The 21263-nt window shown below is 32.8% G+C and carries 9 protein-coding genes; all 9 read right to left on the reverse strand.

The features are described 5' to 3' along the window. Positions 1 to 35 precede the first annotated feature (35 nt). The gene (locus ABJM36_RS09280; protein ID WP_348451186.1) at positions 36 to 1556 is read right to left on the reverse strand and encodes a fasciclin domain-containing protein; all 1521 of its coding nucleotides are present in this window, start codon (positions 1554 to 1556) and stop codon (positions 36 to 38) included. Between the two features lie 26 nt (positions 1557 to 1582). Next, positions 1583 to 3259, reverse strand: coding sequence for a fasciclin domain-containing protein (locus ABJM36_RS09285; protein WP_348451187.1), 1677 nt, complete (start codon positions 3257 to 3259; stop codon positions 1583 to 1585). Between the two features lie 13 nt (positions 3260 to 3272). Next, positions 3273 to 4736 carry a RagB/SusD family nutrient uptake outer membrane protein gene (locus ABJM36_RS09290; protein WP_348451188.1) on the reverse strand — a complete coding sequence of 488 codons (1464 nt, stop codon included), beginning with the start codon at positions 4734 to 4736 and terminating at the stop codon, positions 3273 to 3275. A gap of 22 nt (positions 4737 to 4758) precedes the next feature. Next, on the reverse strand, positions 4759 to 8010 hold the full coding sequence (locus ABJM36_RS09295; protein WP_348451189.1) for a SusC/RagA family TonB-linked outer membrane protein: 3252 nt from the start codon (positions 8008 to 8010) through the stop codon (positions 4759 to 4761). 19 nt (positions 8011 to 8029) lie between these two features. Beyond that, positions 8030 to 10345, reverse strand: coding sequence for a fasciclin domain-containing protein (locus ABJM36_RS09300; protein ID WP_348451190.1), 2316 nt, complete (start codon positions 10343 to 10345; stop codon positions 8030 to 8032). 489 nt (positions 10346 to 10834) lie between these two features. Further along, positions 10835 to 15055, reverse strand: a complete 4221-nt coding sequence (locus ABJM36_RS09305) for a two-component regulator propeller domain-containing protein (RefSeq protein ID WP_348451191.1) — start codon at positions 15053 to 15055, stop codon at positions 10835 to 10837. Between the two features lie 117 nt (positions 15056 to 15172). Then, the gene (locus ABJM36_RS09310) at positions 15173 to 16144 is read right to left on the reverse strand and encodes a type I phosphomannose isomerase catalytic subunit (RefSeq protein WP_348451192.1); all 972 of its coding nucleotides are present in this window, start codon (positions 16142 to 16144) and stop codon (positions 15173 to 15175) included. A 552-nt stretch (positions 16145 to 16696) separates the two neighbouring features. Further along, on the reverse strand, positions 16697 to 18025 hold the full coding sequence (locus ABJM36_RS09315; RefSeq protein WP_348451193.1) for a RagB/SusD family nutrient uptake outer membrane protein: 1329 nt from the start codon (positions 18023 to 18025) through the stop codon (positions 16697 to 16699). 10 nt (positions 18026 to 18035) lie between these two features. After that, positions 18036 to 21257: a SusC/RagA family TonB-linked outer membrane protein gene (locus ABJM36_RS09320; protein ID WP_348451194.1), complete on the reverse strand. Its 3222-nt coding sequence runs from the start codon at positions 21255 to 21257 to the stop codon at positions 18036 to 18038. Positions 21258 to 21263: the final 6 nt, after the last annotated feature.

Raw genomic sequence — 21263 nt, forward strand, 5'->3', positions numbered from 1 at the left:
TCAGATAATTCATATTTAATTTTTAGTTGTAATAATTATTCTGTTGGAACTAATTCGGCATAATCAATACCAAACGAACGGTCGTATAATAGTAGTTCTGGTTCGGAAACATCAACAATTACTTTAAGTTTAGCGTAATAAATGTTTTCTTCTGAATTATCTATATAAACAGGTATATCGTAAACATCTCCAATAGTAATTACACCTTCTTCAAGATTACTAACTACAATTGGTGGTATCTCCACAACAACTGGATTTTTATTGCTGTCTATATAACTAAACTCAAATTTTAATTTTGTGTCTTGAGCAGCTCCTATAGGAGTAAACTTTAAGTTAATTTTATAACTAGCAGATAATACATTATTGAAAGAGATTTCGAAATAATTATTAGAATTATTACTAGTAGGATTTCTTGATAATCTTACAACATTTGTAAATTGCCCTGAAGCAAAAACATCGTATTTTTTTTGTACTGAGAAATCTGTAATGGAACCAATTGTTCTTTTATCTGTATTTTCTATTTCGTATCGTATAGGCTTGTAAACAATACCCATTGGATCGTAATTAAGCTCATTTAACACAAAAATATTACCGTTACTTAAATCGACATTCTCTACAATAGCATTAGGATCTATTACAATTTGATTACCTGTTGTTGTTGTTAAAGGCTCGTTGGTTAGTTCGTCCATTTCAACAAGCGGAAATGTTAAGTTATCAATTATTGTACGATCTGTAACAGCTTTAGTAGAGTCTGCAACAGGGTGAAAGAAATAATCATCCAATTGATCAAAAGCACTAGTATATAAATCATCTGTTAAACCAATAAAAGTAAAACGTTGTTCTTCTGAACTTAAATCTCCTATTATTTTAAAATATGAATTAGTAGTACTAAAAACAGAATCGTAAACAGTTTGTCCTAAGGTATTAGTTCCTATTTTAACGCTACTGGCTTCATCAAAACCAGTTTCGTTAAATGTGGTTAAAAAGTCCATTACTGTTGGAAACTGATCTGCATTATCATTTAGGTATCCCCAAATATTTGGGTTTACCTCAAGTACCTCATCTAAAGTGTGTAAAATTCCATTTGAAGTTAAAATATCTGTTTCAACAACATTTACATCACCAAAAGTAGAACCTTCACTATTGTTAACAAATTCAACATACTTATTGTTGAACATTTTAACAAGTGTTTCCGCATTACTTGCTGTATTATAAGAAAACAAACTAATGTGGTTTCCTATAAGTTCTTTTAACAAGTCTGGATTGTTTATTACATCGGCAGAAACTTGTGCAAAGGCAGCGTTATTTGGAGCCCAAACCGTGTAGGCTTGAGCTGTTGCTAATTGACTGCTATACCCGGTTTGTTTAAGGTATTTTACAAATGTTGAATAGTCGGTATCTTCCGAAAGGACAGATAAAATATTAGACTCCAACCTAGAATCGGCTTGTGCGTAATGCTCATCCCATGCCTCGTCTTTACAACCAATGGTTGCCAATAAACACAGTATTGCTACAATACGGCCAAAGTTAAGCATGGCTTTATTTTTATTTTTCATTCTTAGTTCTTTAGTTATTAATTTTATTAGTTAACTGGTACAAACTCCACATAATCAATTGGAATACCTCCAGATTTTATAATTTCTAATCTAAAGACATGCGATTGTTGTTCAGGACAAAGCAAATCTGAAGTTACAATAAATCTACCCCAGTTTGATGAATCATAAGCCGTTACACCTGCGCCAGTTGCACGATCTTTAAGACCTCGAACATAACCAGCTTGTCTCATGGTAAGCGAATCAACATCTTTCCAGTTAGAACCGAATACATCGCTAAGATTATCTCTCATATCCCACTGCGATCCTATAGGTTGACCATCCCAATACACTTGAAATATTGGTCTACCATTATTTCCTTGATTTCCACATACTCTAACTTCATATTTCCCTTTTGGAAGTACAGGTGTATCCCATTCAACCCAAGTTACAGCACCCATATTAAATACCGTGTTACCATTATCTTGCGGTGTTCCGTATGATGGATTGCTACTCTGTCTTAGAATTCTTATTCTTTCTCCTGCAGGAAAAACACGAGGGTTAGTATATCCAAAACTGTAAGGCTCATTAGACTCATTAGGACCATACCATTTACCATATTGCAACTGACCAACAGCTGGTGTAAGTGGGAAATCGAAAATTTGATATTTTGGTTTAGGAGTAAATACCGTAAGTAACTTATTAACGGTATGATAAACCCCGTTTTTGGCAGGTAAATTACTGTGTTCGGCAAGTAATGATGTCCAAGTATCATCAATACCTTCCTCGGTTTCATTAATTTTAAGTTCCTTATCTGTTTTTAATGATTTAATAGCATTTTTAGGTAAAACCGTACTAACAAAACCATCTACAGGAAAATCTGCTGAATAATAAAAATCCCTAGCTGCATGGTAAGCAATAAAACGATTTAATTCGTTATTCTCATCTAAATAATCTGAATTATCAGGTGAAATTACGTTTGCTAAATCAGCAAACGAGTTAATTCCGTTCTCAGCATATATCTCATCAGACTCGGCTAATATTGTAAAATTAGTTCTAATCCCATCTTCATTATAAATTACGGAAAAAGTATCATAATACCCTGTTTGTTTTAGAGCCTCTACAAATATAGTATGCTCTCCCGCATCTTCCATAACTTTTGGTACAGCATCTATAAAAGGTGATAATACACGATCTATACCGTGAATTAACCCATTATTAGTATCAATATCATACTGGTCTAATTTTGCCTCTCTATTTATTTCCACATTGGCAATACCACCACCTCCAACAAAAGAAGTTGTTAAATAATCGCCCGTGTAGTTTAATTCATTGATACGGCCTTCAACAAATGCGCTTGCTGCACGTTTTGCTGGTAGCGTATGGAATTTTACTACTATTTTTAAGAATTCTATTTGATCTTCAGTTGTTAATTCACTTACCGAACTAACATTCCATTTTTCTTGTATAAATTCTTTAACCGCCAAATTGGTAGGTGCAAAACAAGTATAAGTACCATAACTTTGAAATGCAGTGTAAAATTCTGTTTTTTCCAGAATCTCAACATACATAGAAAATTTCTCTGGATTAGACTCCAAAGTACCAATAATAGTCATTTCGTCCGATGTAAAGAACGTACTTCCGTCAAGGTTGTCGTTACAACTGTTTAATATAAACATGAACGCACACAAACCTCCAATCCAAGTAATTAATTTATTAGTTTTCATCTTATTCAATTTTTTAATTGTTTTCGTAATAAGGGTTTTGCACCAAATTTTTATTTAAGTCAATTTCATTTTGATAAATTGGTAAGAAATATGATTCTTGATCCGAGTAAAAACTTAATATTTGTTCATAATCATCCGGACCAGCTTTTATATCTACTAAATTTAAAATAAGATATTGCTCTTCAAAATTATTGCGTCGTGCAAAACGCAATAAATCATACCATCGTTTACTTTCAAAGGCAAATTCTTTTTGACGCTCCAATAATAACGCATTTGATAATGATGCCTTATCAAGTGAAACATCCAACGGTATACCCGTAGCACGCTCATGAACTAGACCTATTAACTCTGCCGCTTTATTTAAGTTTTGATTTTCAGTTGAAAATATATAAGCCTCGGCTTGCATTAATAAAACTTCGGCATATCTATAAAATATGAAAGTGTTATAAAACTCATCATTTCCACGATAAAGCCCAGTTTCATCAATACCTGCAAATTTAAATACAGAATTTAATTCTTCATCATAAGTTGCCTTATCAGCTCTTACATCATCCAAAAACTCTATATAAATTTCTTTTAATCCACCAAAAGGTGCATATGTAGGGCTACCAATATAAAATGAACTTTGTAAAGTTTTATTTAAATCGTCGAATTGAAGTTCGAAAACCCCTTCAGAAGAGTTTCCTTCAAAAAAGATACTATTAAACCATTCTGAGCCATCAACTAAACTGTATCTCCCTGAGTCAATAATTTCTTGAGTCGTGTTAATACACTCGTTATATTGTTCGCTCCATAAATATACATCTGCCAAAATAGATAGTGCCCCTCCTTTAGTTATTCTGCCTTTATCGTAAGCTGCAGATTCTGAATACCCAATATTAAGATCTTCAACAGCCACATTTAAATCGGAAACTATTTGGTCAATAATTTCTTCTTCAGTGTTTTTAGCAGGATAAAAATCTACTTGATTACTAGCTGTAGCCGTTAACACTAATGGCACTTCCTTAAAGTTTTTTACTAGAATAAAATACACTAATGAACGTATAGCTAAAGCCTCAGCCTTAAACGTTGCAGCTTCTTCCTCAGTAAACGATAAATCTTTTGCTTGAGCCTGATCTGTAAACTCTAACACTAAGTTACAGTAGTTTATAGTCGCATAGAAAGCGCTCCAGTTTACAAGAGAATTTGTAGGTGTTACAAAATTCTTCATCATGTTTTGTTCACTACTACCGGCTCTTACAGATACCAACATTTCGGCTCTAAGCTCTCCCCATTTTAAAACCCTATCAGTAAATCCTGATTGGTTCATAGAGGCATAACATCCTGCCACAGCAGATGCTACCTGTTCTTTATTTTGCCAAAACTCCTTTTGAATAAGGTTATCTTGGGGCTCAAGATCCAAATAGCTACTACACGACGAAAGTGAAGCGACTAGTAAAGGAACAATTGCGAATATTTTAATTATATTTAGTTTCATATGTCTTAAAATTATTTCAGTTTTAGAATGTAAGGTTTAATCCTACAGTTATTTCTTGCGACCTTGGCGTTTGGTTATTATCGTAACCCAACTGCTGCCAGTTACTACTATTACCCGTTTCTGGATCGGCTCCTGAATACTCTGTAAATGTTAATAAATTGGTTCCGGTAACATAAACCGAAGCATTCGTAAAATTCAGTTTTTGAATAAATGGCTTTGGTAAATTGTACTTTAAAGTTACATATTTTAATCTTAAAAAAGACCCATCTTCAAGGAAACGATCTGACCCTAAGGTGTTTACAGGACTATTTAATACAGCTCTTGGTATATCGGTTACATCACCTTCTGCTCTCCAGCGTCTTAAAACGGCTGTACTTTGGTTATCGTAGCTATCCATACTTTCAGAATTCATTCGTGCTATATTTATTATTTTCTGATTGTATCTGAAATTAAAAAATGCATTTAAACTTAAGTTTTTATAACGAATATTTGGTCCGAAACCACCGTATAAAAGTGGGTTAGCATTACCTAAATACACTACATCTAAACGGTCTATATTACCATCTTTATTAATGTCTTCATACCTAGCATCACCAGCTTTAAACTCGTAACCTCCGTTAAACACTAAAGGCTTAGGAGTACCATCTAAGTCATAGATAATCTCATTATTTGCATCACGAGCTATTAAATCATCACTTGTACTAAATACACCTAAAGATCGGTATCCATAAAAAGATCCAATAGGGTTTCCTTCTTGTATTCTCTTTAAGTATCCACCTTCTCCCGTTGTTAGAGGGTTACCATCTTCAGAATCTTGGGCATCAGTAATTTTAGTTATTAAGTTATTGTTACGTGCTATATTAAAGTTTACTTCTAAACTAAAGTCTTTTTCTTCAATAACTTTTGTTCTAACACTTAACTCAAATCCTTTGTTACTAATATTTCCTAAGTTAAGAAATGGCACCGAAGAAAAACCAGAAGTAGAAGGAATAGAGGTGTTTTTAGATAACAAATCTTCCGTATCTTTTTGATAAAACTCTAAATCACCACTTACTCTACGATTAAAGAATGAATAAGTAAGACCAATATTCTTTTGGATTACAGTTTCCCATCTTAAATCGGTTAATTCCATATTGTTAGGAATTACTGGACGCTCATCAAGATAATTATAACTATAAGTTGAATACGTATTATATTGACCATAGTTAAAACTTGGTGAGTTACCGTTTACACCATAACTTGCTCTAATACCAATCTCATCAACAAATTCTGCGGACTCCATAAAAGGTTCGTCTGAAATAATCCATTTTCCGGCTATACTAGGGAAAGTACCATACCTGTAACTGCTACCAAATTTAGAGTTACCCTCTGAACGAATACCACCACTTAATATATAACGATCTAAAAACTGATAGTTAAACATGAAGTTATACGACAACGATCTATTTTGTGTGAAACTAGATTCTAATGTATTTCCACTTCCTTCTATTCTAGTATTTGCAATTGGCGTTTGAATGTAACTACTTGGTGAATTACTTGCTACAGCTGCGTAACCTTGACTCGTTTTCTCGAAAGTTTGAATAGACGCACTAGTAAATAACGAATGGTTATCACCTAAACCTGGGCTCCAAATAAGTCTATTATCTGTTCGCATTACAAAAAACTCGGCATCTGAAAAAGTTGATCTATTAGCTGCTGAATTGGTCCATGAAGTCCCTAAAGCTTCTTCTGGAACAAAAAGCACTCTTTTGTCAACATTAATATCAAATGAAATAATAGAACGGAAATCCAAAGCTTTCATTGGCTTATAGTTAAACCTAAAAACAGGAGTAATTCTGTTATTTTCATTATTATTTCGTGATAATTTTGCCATAGCAACTGGATTGTAATATTCTACCCCGTTACCTTGAAATGCATCAATTGGTGTAAAATATTGATCGGTTAAGTTACCTTCTTCATCTAATTGATAAATAGATTGGTTTGGCATTTTTATAAGGGCCAATGCTCTAAGCGATTGTTGCCCTAAACTATTATCTTTAGCATAAGAACGATCTAAAGAACCATGCGTATAAGATAGCTCTGATGATATTGTAATTTTATCAGATATGTTATAATCTAATATTGCTCTAGTAGTAAATAATTTAAAAGCACTACCTACTGTTGTACCTAATTGGTCTTTATAACTGGTAGAAATACGGTATGATGATTTTTCTCCACCTCCAGAAACACCTAAGAAATGTTCTTGTGTGGTTCCTGTTTGAGTAATCTCATCTATCCAATTAATATTTTTATTATATAAGTCATACAATTCATATTCTGGATTGTATTCTATTTGTGGATAAACCGTTAAATTATTTGTTGCAATATTCTCATCTTTCATTAATGTAGAATATTGATCTCCATTTAACATTGGGATGCCATCTGGCTGCCAACCAACACTACCTTTATAACTGTAAGAAAAACGTGCTGGACCTTTAGAACCACGCTTAGTTTTAATAAGTAAAACTCCATTTGCAGCACGCGAACCATATTGTGCAGTTGCTGCAGCATCTTTAAGTACTGATATTTCTTCAATATCATCTGGCGACACACCAATCATGGCGGCGTATTGCTCCTCATCAGCAGATCCAAAATCAAATAGATCATCTATTTCCGTTTCAAAAGGAACACCGTTAATAACAATTAAAGGTTCTGATGATGCGTTTAAAGACGATGTACCACGAATACGGATAGACATTCCTGCACCAGGCTCACCTGAGTTAGCTACAATATCCACACCACTTAATCGACCTTGTAATTGATCTACAATACCCGATGATACAGTTTCACTAATTTCCTTAAGTGAAATACTTTCGATAGCTGTAGCAATTCTACGTTTATCCATTTCAAATTCTCCAGTAAATACTTTTTTAGTACCACGAAGTACAATAGCATCTAACTCAGATATATCCTCTACTAATGCAACATTAATTGTTGTTTTATCACCAGGAATAACTTCTTTTGTTACAAAACCTACATACGAAAACGTTAAGGTATTTGCAGGGTCTGCAATATTAATGGAAAAGTTTCCATTAAAATCTGCTACAACCCCATTAATAATTCTATTATTTTTATCTTTTTCGGCTATGGTAGCACCTGTTAGTGGTATTCCATCAATCTCTCCGACAATGGTTCCTGTAATATTTATTTTTGACTGTGCCGATACGTTGAATACCGAAAACAGCATACACAATACCACTAAGACATAAGAATATGACCTATATTTATCCTTCATATTATTAACTTTAAGTTTACTATTTTATATAATTAGAGATTTCGTGAATGACTACTCTTTTTGACAATAAGTTTGTTGTTCCACTTGTAGTTACAGTCGCTCCGGTTTCTACATTTGTAATAGAAATTGAAGAGGTTGTATTAACAACTGAAAACTCATCATAAATTGGAGCAAAGTCAACTATTTTACTAAAATACATGGATGCAAAAGTTCCTGTGGATTTTCCATCTGTAGTTAAACTTTGCTGTAAAAAGTGTTTTTTAGCGAAGTCAAGCAAGTCTCTTTTCGCAATTGCTTTTTCTAAATCGTCCAACCCATCTACTGTGCTTGGATCTACAATTACACCATCACTAATAGCTTGTGCTACTGCATCGTTATTAGGAGCAAATAGTGTAAAGGTTCTACTTAGGTTAAGGAAATTTAATAATTTATCATCTGAACCTACAATAGTAATAAATGCATCGGCACTTTCTAAAACTTCTAGGAAAGAAGAGAACGTAGTAGCGTTATCTACAAGAACACCATAGGTAAAGCCTAATGGTCTTTCAATTGCACTACTCATTTCATAAAATATACCATTTTCTGTTTCCTTGATTTCCTCTATTTGGGCAGATCTTCCTAATTGAATATCTCCACCTCCTGCAGCAGAATCCCCATCAAAAGCATACACGTACTCACCACTTCTAGTTTGGTAATAACTATTAGAACCAAAATCGATATCTTCATCTATAATTTGATTAAGAACAATATCATTAAGTGTTTTTGTAACATAAGCAACATCTGCAGAACTAGGACTTGTGGTGTCTGGATCTGGGTATATACGATTATTACTACCTGTTGGGTCTCCAGTTACTTCCATATACACTACACCAGACTCATTAATATCATAACCTGTTGGAAGTCTTGGATCGTCAACTAGTACCGTGATTTTTCGAGTGGCACTATTTGGATCTGCAACATCAACAAATTGATTATTTTTAACACCTAAAATAGTATAACGCGATGCTTTACTTTGTAAACCGGTATCAATTCCTAAATCTTGAACAGATTTAAGCATAATCGAATATTCTGGATCTAATAAAAGAGGCCCCATTATGGTTCCAAAACTATTGTTTGTATAAACAGCATTTATACCTACAAAGAAACCATTACTACAAAACCTTTTATCTACTACATCTTCTAATTTATAATCCACTAAACCTAAACTAGTATCGTAACTTTGACCTAATCGACTAGGACAAATATCCCAATAATCGTTAAAGAAATAAGGTGACAAAAATTTACCTACAACATCTAAAGGCATATCGTCATACGAATCATAAAACTGACCTAAAATACTATTCCCGTCTAGGTAATTAATTAAGGCTTCATTGGTTGGTGCTAAAAAGCCCCATGCCTGAGCCAAGGTTCCGTCAATATTAGTAGCGTAATTTTCATCAGACGGATTAAAAGGCAGTGCGTCGTTTTCAATTCCTGTAGTAAATCTATGTTGAAAAATTTCTTCTGTCTCACCTGTTTCTTCATTAATTTGATCTCCAAGTGAATGGATATAAGAAAAACGTTCGATCATTTTTTTAAACATCGAGTATTTATCGCCATATTCTTCTGCAGAAAGGTTTTCATACAAGTTTGGTTGTGGTTCAATTACTTTATCTAAAGCATAAATAATTCCGTTTTCTGCAATGACATTTTTCTGAGAAACATTAGCATCAAAAACCTTCATATCTCCCTCACTAAATGTCTCACCAGGGAACATAAAGTCGTAATCTGAATATTCGACACCCCAAGTACTCATATAAGAGTCAAGAAAATAATCGACTGTTTTTAGCCTACCATTACTGTAATTAACTAAATACTTTTGTTGGTCTAATTTATCCCATTCAAAAATATGTTGTAATGTATCCTTATCAAAGATTCTATTCTCAGCTTGATACTGTGTTCTACGTCTAAAACTCTGTCCTAAATAAAACCTACTTTTAAAATATGTTAAAGTTGTTGTGTTCCACCCATCAGTAATAATTGAATTCTCAACTAAACTCTGGATTCTTTCCTGAGGGATAGCATCAAAAGTAGCGAAACCTTCATCACTCATAAATTTCTCAAAAGCTTCATCTGTAGGAGCAAAAACAGTCCATGACCCACCCTTTTTTAAAGGCTCTGGATATAAGGTTTGATCCAACGACCTTAAATAGTAATCAAAAGTACCCATCGACTCTAGTTGGATATAAATTGTTCCGGCCAAATTATCTGGACGGGCGAACTCCAACGGATCGGGCTTGCAACCAAATGCAGCCATAATCATACAGAGTATAATTAAACTTTTTCTATGCATCATTTTTTTTGTCATAATTAATAGTAAATTAGTTTAAGTGTTATTGTTTAGTTATTAGTTAAAATTTTGGTTTTGAACGCACTTGTTATTAAATATTTTAACAAATGAATTTTATGTTAATTTTAGTTAATTATTTGTTAATACAAACTTAACAAAGCATGTAATTATAGTTTATAAATTATTGCTCTAAAGAGATAAATTATTACTCTTTTTAGATGTTTAAAGGGCTTAAATGATTTTTTGCGCGAAATTTGATTATACATTTCCTACAAAACTTGTAGGTAAAGAATAACTCTTGCAACACGTTAATTTTGGAATAAAACCACAATAAATATGTTAAAATGAAGGTTAAAATAGTGTGATAACCGAACAGAATTTTGGACTTAAAACTATTAAAGATTTTACTTAAAATAAAAAAAAAGCTTAGCATACCGCTAAGCTTTTTATGTTCTAACACCCTCTTAAAAATGAAGTTTACTAGCAAATCATTTATCAACTAATTATTGTTGATTGTTGATCACGTTCATTGTTATTCTGTTCCATAAATTGACTAGGCGTTACATTAAACAGCTCCTTAAAGGTTTTACTGAAATATGCGGTAGAATTAAACCCAGACATGTGTGTTACCTCCTTAATAGAATAATCATTTTTTAATAATAGCTCTGAAGCGTAACGCAAACGTATAGTACGTATAAAATTACTTGGATTACTTCCTGTTAAATTATTAATTTTTCTGTAAAATTGAGAACGACCAATATTCATTTCTTTTAACAAGTGTTCTTGTTTAAAGTCAATGTCGCTTATATTTTCAATTATAATTCTTGTAGCCTTATCTAAAAATGCTTCGTCTAAATTATTAGTGGTTACTTCGCTAGAAGGAAAAACACCTCCTATTTCAGAAAATCGTTTTCTAAGCCTTTTCTTAGACTCCAATAAATTAGCAATTCTGGCTCTTAACACTTTAGTTACAAAAGGTTTCGCTAAATATCCGTCAGCACCATGTTCGTAACCATCTATCCTATCTTCAACCAAAGTTTTAGCTGTTAGTAAAATAACTGGAATATGACAAGTTTCGATATCCGACTTTATTAATTTACACATTTCAAACCCATCCATTTTAGGCATCATAACATCACTTATTATAATATCTGGCATGTGTTTTTTAACACATATTAGGCCCTCGGCTCCATTAACAGCTTCTTTAACTATATAATCATCGTTTAAGTCATTACTTAAATGCACTCTAAGCTCCTTATTATCCTCCACGATAAGAACAATAGGTAATTTGCCGCCATCCTCACCAGTAGTTGTAGAACTCTTTTGGTTTACTCTTGGTAAATCATCATTAGATATTAACATATCGTATTCAACAGCTTTCATAGAGTTTATTAAAAATTCATTTTTAACATTCTCCACTGTTTCTGGTTTCCCATCTAAATTAAATGGTAATTTCACTATAAATTTAGCACCTTTTTTATGTTTACTCTCTACTAGAATTTCACCACCATGTAACTCCACTAAACCTTTAGTAAAATTAAGACCAATTCCTGTTCCTGCCTTATTTTCGTCTAAATTATAAAACCTAGAAAAAATACGTCTTATCTGCTCTTTATCAAGACCAACTCCAGTATCCTTTACAATTATTTCTATATAATCGTTTAAACCATCTTTTTTCAAAAATGGTAGTTTCGATTTATTTTCTGCACCTTCTACCTTATTAACACTTATGGTTATTTGACCACCGCTATTAGTAAATTTAATGGCATTAGAAACTAGGTTGGTTATAATTTTTTCTACTTTATCATAATCGAACAGCGATATAATTTTTGAAGAATTACTTTCAAAAGTATAATTAATCTCTTTTTTAAAAGCCAGATCTTTAAAAAGAGAAAATATATCCTCACTAAATTTAACAATATCTCCCTTTTCTAACTGAAGTGGAGACATGCCTACATCCATCTTTCTATAATCTAACAACTGATTTACTAAATGCAATAAACGCCTTGCACTACGTTGAATTGATAAGGCAGAGGCTTTTACGGCTTCGGGATCACTATTGTAATTTGAAAGTATTTTATCAACGGGATTCAAAATAAGTGTTAATGGCGTTCTAAATTCGTGAGATACATTTACAAAAAACTGAAGCTTCATTTGATCTAACTCGTGCTTCTGTTCCTCCTGAACTTTAGATGTATAATATTTTGCTACTATCCAAAACAGAAAAACTCCAATTAAGAAATAAAACAAATACGCCCACCAAGTTCGCCACAATGGTGGCAATATTTTAATATTAACATATGCTGTTTGATTTTTTTCCCAATCGGTATTTGCTGATGCTTTAACCTCAAAAGTATAATCTCCAGGTTCTAAATTAGACAGGTTGACAACTCTATTAGGGCCTAAATTAATAAAATCGTCATCTAAGCCTTTCATTCGATAAGCGTACTGCACCTGTTCTGGGTTTACAAAATAAAGCGCTAAAAACTCAAACGAAATATAGTTTTCATTATGATTTAAAACTAAATCTTTAACCTCATCAATATCTTTATGCAAGAGCACCCTTCCATTTACAACATCTTCGGCAACAACCGTTTTATTATTTAATTTAAAATTAGTTATTCTAGGTTTAAGATTCACCGAAGCAGGGATAATAACATCATTTGGATGAAATATATTAAACCCATTAATCCCCCCAATTAGGATACGTCCGTCTTGAGTTTTAAATATTGATTTACTTTGAAACTCCGGCCCTTGTAAACCATCATGGGTGTTAAAGTTTTTAAATTGATGTGTTCTTGTATTTAATAAAGACAAACCACCTTTAGTTGTTATCCAAATATTATAGTTATCATCTTCTATAATACCTACAACTAAATTATTAGGCAATCCATCTAATGACGAGTACGATTTTAAAACATTTAGATTTGAATCTAATTTATAAGCGCCTTTATCAGACCCTACCCAAATATTTCCAAGATGATCTTCGGTAACATAATTTATCCCAACCCCTTCTAAATCCTTAGCTTTAACCTGATTAAAATTAATTGTTTTAGGGATAAAGCCATCTAGTTTATTTAAATTAACATAATTTAAACCTAATGAAGTTCCTATAAATAATCTTTCATTGGAATCTGTAAACATACATAGCACAGAATTGCTAAGAAGTCGTCTTTCTTTTCCAAAATGACTTTTATAATTTGAAAACTGTTTTGTTTTTGGGTTATATAAACTTACCCCTTCTGTTCTTAGCCCAAACCAAATTCGGTTTTTAGAATCTTCAACTCCTGTCCAAACAGAACTTTGCCCTATTGATAAGCTATCTAAATCATTGTGAAGATAGGCTTCAAAGGTTTTTGTTTCTGGATTGAATTTATTGACCCCTCCATCTACCGTACATACCCAAATATAGCCATCATGACTTTCAAAAGTATATAAGATTTGAGTTGAATTTAATGATTTTTTAGGGTCCGGATCGTTTCCATAATGTTTAAACGATTCTGTTTTTTCATCAAATAAATTAAGACCTCCATTATAGGTACTAATCCAAATTCTGCCCTTGGAATCCTGTAAAACAGATTGTACCGTTTTTTCACTTAAACCCCTACTATTATTAGCCTTATAATAGTAATGCCCAAATGAATTGTTAGACAAATCTAATTTACTTACGCCTTTATCATAACTACCAATCCAATAAATACCATTTCTATCTTCAATAATTTTAGTAGGCTTATTATTAGGAAGTGAAAATGGATCTGCATAATCATTTAAAATATGTTTTAGTAACTCTGCATTCTTATTCTCTTTTTTAAACAAATACAAACCAAAAACATCTGTAGAAACCCAAAATAAATCATTTTTATCTTGATAAATATCAAATATAGGCACGCTTTTATCAGACAAAGAAACATGCTTAAAATGATTTTGTTCTCTATCCCAAAAAATAAGGTTAGAAAGGTCGTTTCCTATCCAAAAATCGCCATCTTTATCAATAAAAACCTTTTTAGGGATATGGTCTAATTCATAAGACTCTTTATTTTCAATAAAAACCCTATCAAAATTGTCTTTTTTAGCATTATACCTGTTTAAATGTTCGCCTTTTGTACCAATCCATATTACGTTATTTTCATCCTTTAAAATAACATTAACACCATTATTATCTATAGAGGTTACGTTGGACTGATCATTAATATAATACGAGTAGGTAAAATTATTTTGATTTCCAGAATAATCGCTTAAAATTATTTTAATAGCTCCAATATTAGTAGCTACCCAAAGCGTATTATTAACGGAGTCAAACAGCAAATCATTAATAATCTTTTCAGAACTATTTGACATGGCTATTTGACCATATAAATTTATTCTAGTAAACTTATTGGTTTTTTTATTGAATAAATTCAGACCATTAGTAGTACCGACCCATAGATTCCCTTCATTATCCTCTACAATAGCATTTATTCTATTGTTACTTATAGTAGTAGAATCGTGTAAAACAGATCGGAATACCTCAAACTCATAACCGTTGTATTTATTAAGACCATCGATAGTTCCAAACCACAAAAAGCCTTCCTTATCCTGAAAAATTTCTTCACAAGTACTACTAGAAAGTCCATTATAAGTATCTAAATTTTCGAACTTTAAGTTATTAAACTGCCCATAGCTAAAACTTGCTATTAAACAACATAAAACAACAATACAACCTTTTTTTATACTCATTTTGGACTTAAAAGCTATTAATAATCTACTATGCAGCTAAATTACAAAGCTTATAGTACTTATTTAAATTTAATCTCCCTCTTTTTTGGAAGTTTAAATTTAAAAAAATTAAAATAACTAATAGTATATTTCTAAAAACTCAGCGTTATCAGATGAAATTTTAACCTCATCAATTGCCGCAGGTAATAATATAGTTTCCCCTATTTTTAAAGTATATTTCTCATTGTTCGATTCAATTTCTAAATCGCCACTAACGCACATATAAATTACAAACGAATCTAATTTAGAGTAATCCTTTGTAAGCTTTCCTTCTACTTTAATAAAGTTTGTTTTAAAGTACGGCGAATGCACTAAGGTGTTAGATGTATTTACCTCTTTTTTATAATCTGTTTTAAAGCTATCATAATACTTAAAATCTATAGCATCAAGTGCCAATTCATTATGTAACTCACGTTCTTTACCTGTAGTAGCATCAACTCTGTTATAATCGTAAATTCTATAGGTAACATCTGACGTTTGTTGAATTTCGGCTAATAATACACCAGCTCCAATAGCATGAATACGCCCCGTAGGAATATAAAAGGTATCGCCCTGTTCAACTTTTTCATGGTGCATAACGTTTAAGATGGTATCGTCTTCTAACTGTTTAAGATATTCATCTTTATCAATCTCAGATTCAAAACCTACAATTAATTCGGCATCTTTATCAGCCTGCATAACATACCACATTTCATTTTTCCCAAAAGAATCATGACGTTCCTTTGCTAATTCGTTACTTGGGTGTACTTGAATGGATAGCGGAGTTTTAGCGTCTATAAACTTAATTAATAATGGAAAGTCTTCACCAAAGGTTTTATAAACAGATTCGCCAACAAAAGCGCCTTTATATGTCTTAATTAGCTGTTTAAGAGTTTGACCTTTTAAAGCTCCTTTTAAAACCTTAGTTTCATCCCCTTTTACATCTGATATTTCCCAAGACTCACCAATACTTTCCTCAGAATACTCTTTGTTAAGGTGTGTTTTTAATTTGCTACCTCCCCAAAGGCGGTATTTATAAAGTGGTTCAAATTTTATTGGGTATAATTCCATGGTTGTTATTTTTTAATTATTTTTTATGAATTGAATTGAGAATTGCAATTTAGAATATTTTTTTTGCTCTAGCCATTTTTCACATTTAAATAAAAATGCGAATACATTGCTTTTATTTTTATGTTAGTTTGAAGCTGTAAAATTAAAACATCTACATTGCTATGCAACATAACTTATTATTCATTAATATAAAATATAACCCATTTGAATCATATTTAATATAAATAAGATTCTACCTTGGTTTAGTTAACTAATTGAAACGCCTTAATCTTTTCAACTTAAAATTCATTCAAAAAAAAATACTGATCTAAATAAATAGATCAGTATTTTCAAACAAACCAACTCAAACTAACGTAAGCCTAAACCACAGGCTTATCATCATGAGATTATTAAATCTTGAAGGCATTACATTTTACTTATGAAAAATGCAATAGACCTCAAGACATATATTACTATTATAGTTTTATTTTTTTAAATAAGCCTTATTGGCCTGAAACCAAGCCAATAGACTTTAATTAAAATTAACTTAAAACATAATAAACTTTCTTTTTACTAGTAACCAGAGTTTTGAGTAATTACACCTCCAGTTGCTAAAACTTCAGAAACTGGAATTGGAAATACATAATAATCACTATTTATTGTTTGTCCCATTTCTGCGTTAACAGTTCCTGTTCTTACTAAATCAAACCATCTATGCCCCTCAAAAGCTAATTCCAATCTTCTTTCGTCAGCTATAACTTGTCTAACTTCTGCTTGGGTAATTGCAGTTCCTGTTAAACTTGTTAAACCAGCTCTTTCTCTAATATCGTCCAATAATGGTAAAACTGTAGCAGCAGGCGTACCGTTTTCATTTAAGGCTTCAGCATATAAAAGAATAACATCTGCCAACCTCAATTCTATCCAATCGTGCTCACTACCTAAACCTCCTTCTTTAGGAAATTTAACAGCCTTTACATAAGAATTAGAAGCATCAAGTGTAACATCTTTTCTTAAATCCCCAGGATTAGCATCAAAAGCAGCAATTAAATCCGGGTCAACGGGATCATCAGCTTTTGAATCATCACCAACATACCAATTCCAAAAACGGGAAGCAGGAGAATATTCATCCGTTATAGAACTTAATATTTGGGTTGAAAATATGATTTCTGTATTTCCAACTTCATTTGCAGCTCCAACAACCTCAGAAAAGTTTTCTTCTAACATAATTCCTGCTGATGCAGCCCCGTTTACAACGGCTGCAAGATGTGGTTCTGCACTTACATAATCTCCCATATGCATGTATACTTTACCTAATAAACCTTGAGCTGCGTACTTAGAAGCTCTGCCATCTACTATAGTTGCATTTAAAGTAGCCATGGCATCCATTAAATCTGGAATAATAACATTATTATAAACATCAGAAGCCGGTTGTCTTACCAAGATAGATGTATCAGTAAGACTTGGTGTTGGAGATAAATTAACAGTGACATCCCCAAATACCATAACTAATTTAAAATAAGACAACGCTCTTAAAAATTTAGCTTCACCTACTTGAATGGCATTTTCAGAATTTTCTATAACATTATTTGCACTTAAAATTGACTTATATAAAGCTGTATAAAAAGGTCCAAAGAATTGATCTGACTGAGACGGCAAATTACTATTAAACACATCAAAATCTGTATACGGATCTTCATCCATAAGTGCATTATCAGATCTAAATTCACCCATTACCGCCATTGGCGTAACAGCACCAAGCTGATAAAAATAGGCGGCATTCAAAACACCATTAAAATCTGTTAAAGAATCTGCACTAGCAAAATTTGGCGGGGCTTGTTCCAAATCGGTTGAACAAGCTGTTATTAAGAACAGTGACCCCAATAATATATATATTTTTTTCATTTTTTTTTATTTAAAAGTTAACATTTAAACCTACAGTAAAACTTCTTACAACCGGACTAGCACCTAATTGCGACCCATAAGTTGTTGGCCCTAAATAATCGCTACCAGTTTGCACTACACCCTCTGGATTATACGACGTATAATTATCTGCCATGATGTATAATAAATTTGATGCAGCAACATATGCTCTAACAGAACTTAATCCTATTTTTCCGATCAATTCATCAGGAAGTGTATAACCAATAGTTAAATTTCTTAATGCAATAAAAGAGGCGTCTTGAATATAAGCATCTGTTTGATTTCTGTTTCTTTCATAATATTCTCCATTATGATCAGCAATACCATCATCATTAGCATCCAACCTAGCATAATCTAGTCTACCACCAAATTCCGATGAATAGTAATGAGGATCTATATTATAAACCTCCCCGCCTTGAGAACCTTGGAATTGTAATGACATATCAAAAGCCTTATAACTTAAGCTATGTGACATACCCCAATAAAAATCTGGTGTATTTTGTCCTATTTTAACTAAATCTCCTCCATCTTCAACAGTTCTAGTTCTATCAATTACACCATCACCGTTTTGATCTACCACATAAGACTCTCCTGTTTGAACATCTGGGTGTCTTGTTCCATCTGCTATATATTCCATTTCAACATCTCCAATAGTCTCTAAGCCCCACATTTCACCAATTCCACCACCTACATAGTTTCTAAATACTGGACCTCTACCACTTGTACCATAGATTGCTTGTGGTAATTCATCTAAACCACCTAAATATTTAATTTCCGTATCAACTGTAGATAAATTACCTGTCATAGACCATGAGAAATCATCGTTATTAATTAACCTTGCAGCAAATTCAAACTCCAATCCAGAACTTCTAACATCACCTACATTAAGAATTGAAGACGGGTTACCTAATACTTCAGATTGTGCTTGATTAATTAAGATATCTTTAATATCAGAAGTATAGTAGTCTATACCAAGTGTAAAACGATTATTTAAAAAGCCAAAATCAATACCATAGTTTGTTTCTGTATTAGTTTGCCAGGTTAAATCTGGGTTTGCTGAATTTGACGGAATTAAAAATCCTGTTCCGTATACAGTAGCTGAAGGATCTAAAAGACTTAATGAATCATAAGACCCTAAAAAAGAAGTTGTTCCTAACGACCCTGTGCTAAATCTTAATTTTAATTTGCTTAACGTCTCGCTATCTTGTAAAAAAGCTTCATTATGTACATTCCAACCTAAAGAAAGTGCTGGGAATGTTTCAAATCTTTTGTTAGCTCCAAAGCGAGAATCACCATCTCTTCTTACCGATACCGATGCTAAATACTTATCATCATAGGCATAGTTAATTCTACCAAAAACACTTTCTCTTGCTCTAGTTTCATCTCTTTCCGTTACCGTAATATCTTCAGGATTTAACAGGTTGTAATTAAGAATAGCTGTATCTGGAATATTATTACCATCTAAAGCAGTGCCTACAAATCTTGTTGTTTGAAATTCAATACCTGCTACTGCAGATATATCGTGCTTTTCATTAAGTACGGTTGCATAACTTAAAGTCGTTTCACTTACCACTGAAGTTACTTTTAAATCTGTTTGATCCATGTAAGTTTGAGAATCTCTTGCTCTCGAATCAAACCCAAGCAATCTGTGTTCGTAGAATTGAGTATCTTTCATATCTCCACCCAAAACAGTTTTCAAATTCAAACCTTCAATAATGTTATATTGTAAATATCCACTCACGTTTCCAAAAAAGGTTTTTTCCCAACGTTCAGTGTTATCAAGCTTTGTTGCAGGTCCAGCATCACCAGATCCTCCAATACCATTTCCTGCTCTACCATAATGCCAATCTTGTGCCGACATACCAGGCTCTAAATCATAAATACTACTAGCTTCGTATCCCGAACCTCTATACCCATCGTCAAAAGAACTTGACAAACCAGGCACTCCAGCATCTGACAACGCTTGTCTTTCAGCATCCAACGCTTGAACAAATGCTATAGACTCTGCTGTGTGATAAATAGGGTGAACGCCATAAGCTCTATTTAAGTCTCTCATATCATGACCTAAGATATCTCTATCAGATGTAAACCCATTAAAACTTACACCTGTTTGGAACTTATCTCCTAATTTAGCATCAACATTTAAACGTGCATTTAACCTTTCAAATCCTTGGGTGATAACAACACCCTCTGCATTTTGATATCCCATTGAAGCAAAGAAATTCACGTCATCAGAACCTCCACTCATGCTAAAGTCATGACTCATAGCACTACCATTTTGAAAAAGCCAATCTTCAGTACTTATAGCCCCTGGTGAATTTTCATATGCACTTAACCTATACTCTAAAAAACGAGGATCTTGGGTATTAACAGTACTTGTCCAATTACCTGCAGCAATCTCAGATCTTGCATGTGCAGCCCATTCTGAAGCAGATGAAAGTATATTTTTTCTATATTTACTTGATGTACTTGTGTAAGCATTATAGCTAAACTTTGCCTTACCTGCCTTACCTTTTTTAGTGGTAACCAAAACAACACCATTTGCACCTCTAGAACCATAAATAGCAGCAGAAGCCGCATCTTTTAACACCTCTAAACTTTGAATATCGTTAGGATTAACAGTTTCAATACCTCCAGAGATTGGGTAACCATCAACAACTATTAAAGGGTTTGACGCTCCTGAAATAGAAGACGCTGCTCTAATTTGAATTTTTGGAGCTGCACCAGGAGAACCATCTTGATTCTGAATTAATACACCAGGTAACTTACCAGCTAAAGCATCATCCACACGTGCTGTTTGCACAGCCGCTACATCATCACCACCAATTTTAGCGATAGCTCCCGTTGAATGCGATTTTTTACGCGTACCGTACCCTACAACAACGACCTCATCAAGTGAAGCTAAATCCTCCACCAACTTAACATTAATTGTATTGTTAGCTCCTACCGCAATTTCTTTAGTTACATATCCAATATAACTAAATGATAATACGGCATCGCTACCTTCAACATTAATAGAATAATTCCCATCAAAATCCGTTGATGCTCCTGTTGTTGTTCCTTTAACAATAACATTTACACCCGGTAATGCCATACCATCTGCCTCTGCAGTTACAGTTCCTGAAACTGTTTTTTGTTGTGCATTGACACCAAGCACAAAACAAAATCCTAAAAGAAAAAGGAAGGTTGTTTTTAATTGTTTAGTTTTTCTCATTTGTTT

Origin of the sequence: Algibacter sp., assembly GCF_039977455.1 — a bacterium.
In the GTDB taxonomy this organism is placed as follows: Bacteria; Bacteroidota; Bacteroidia; order Flavobacteriales; family Flavobacteriaceae; genus Algibacter_B.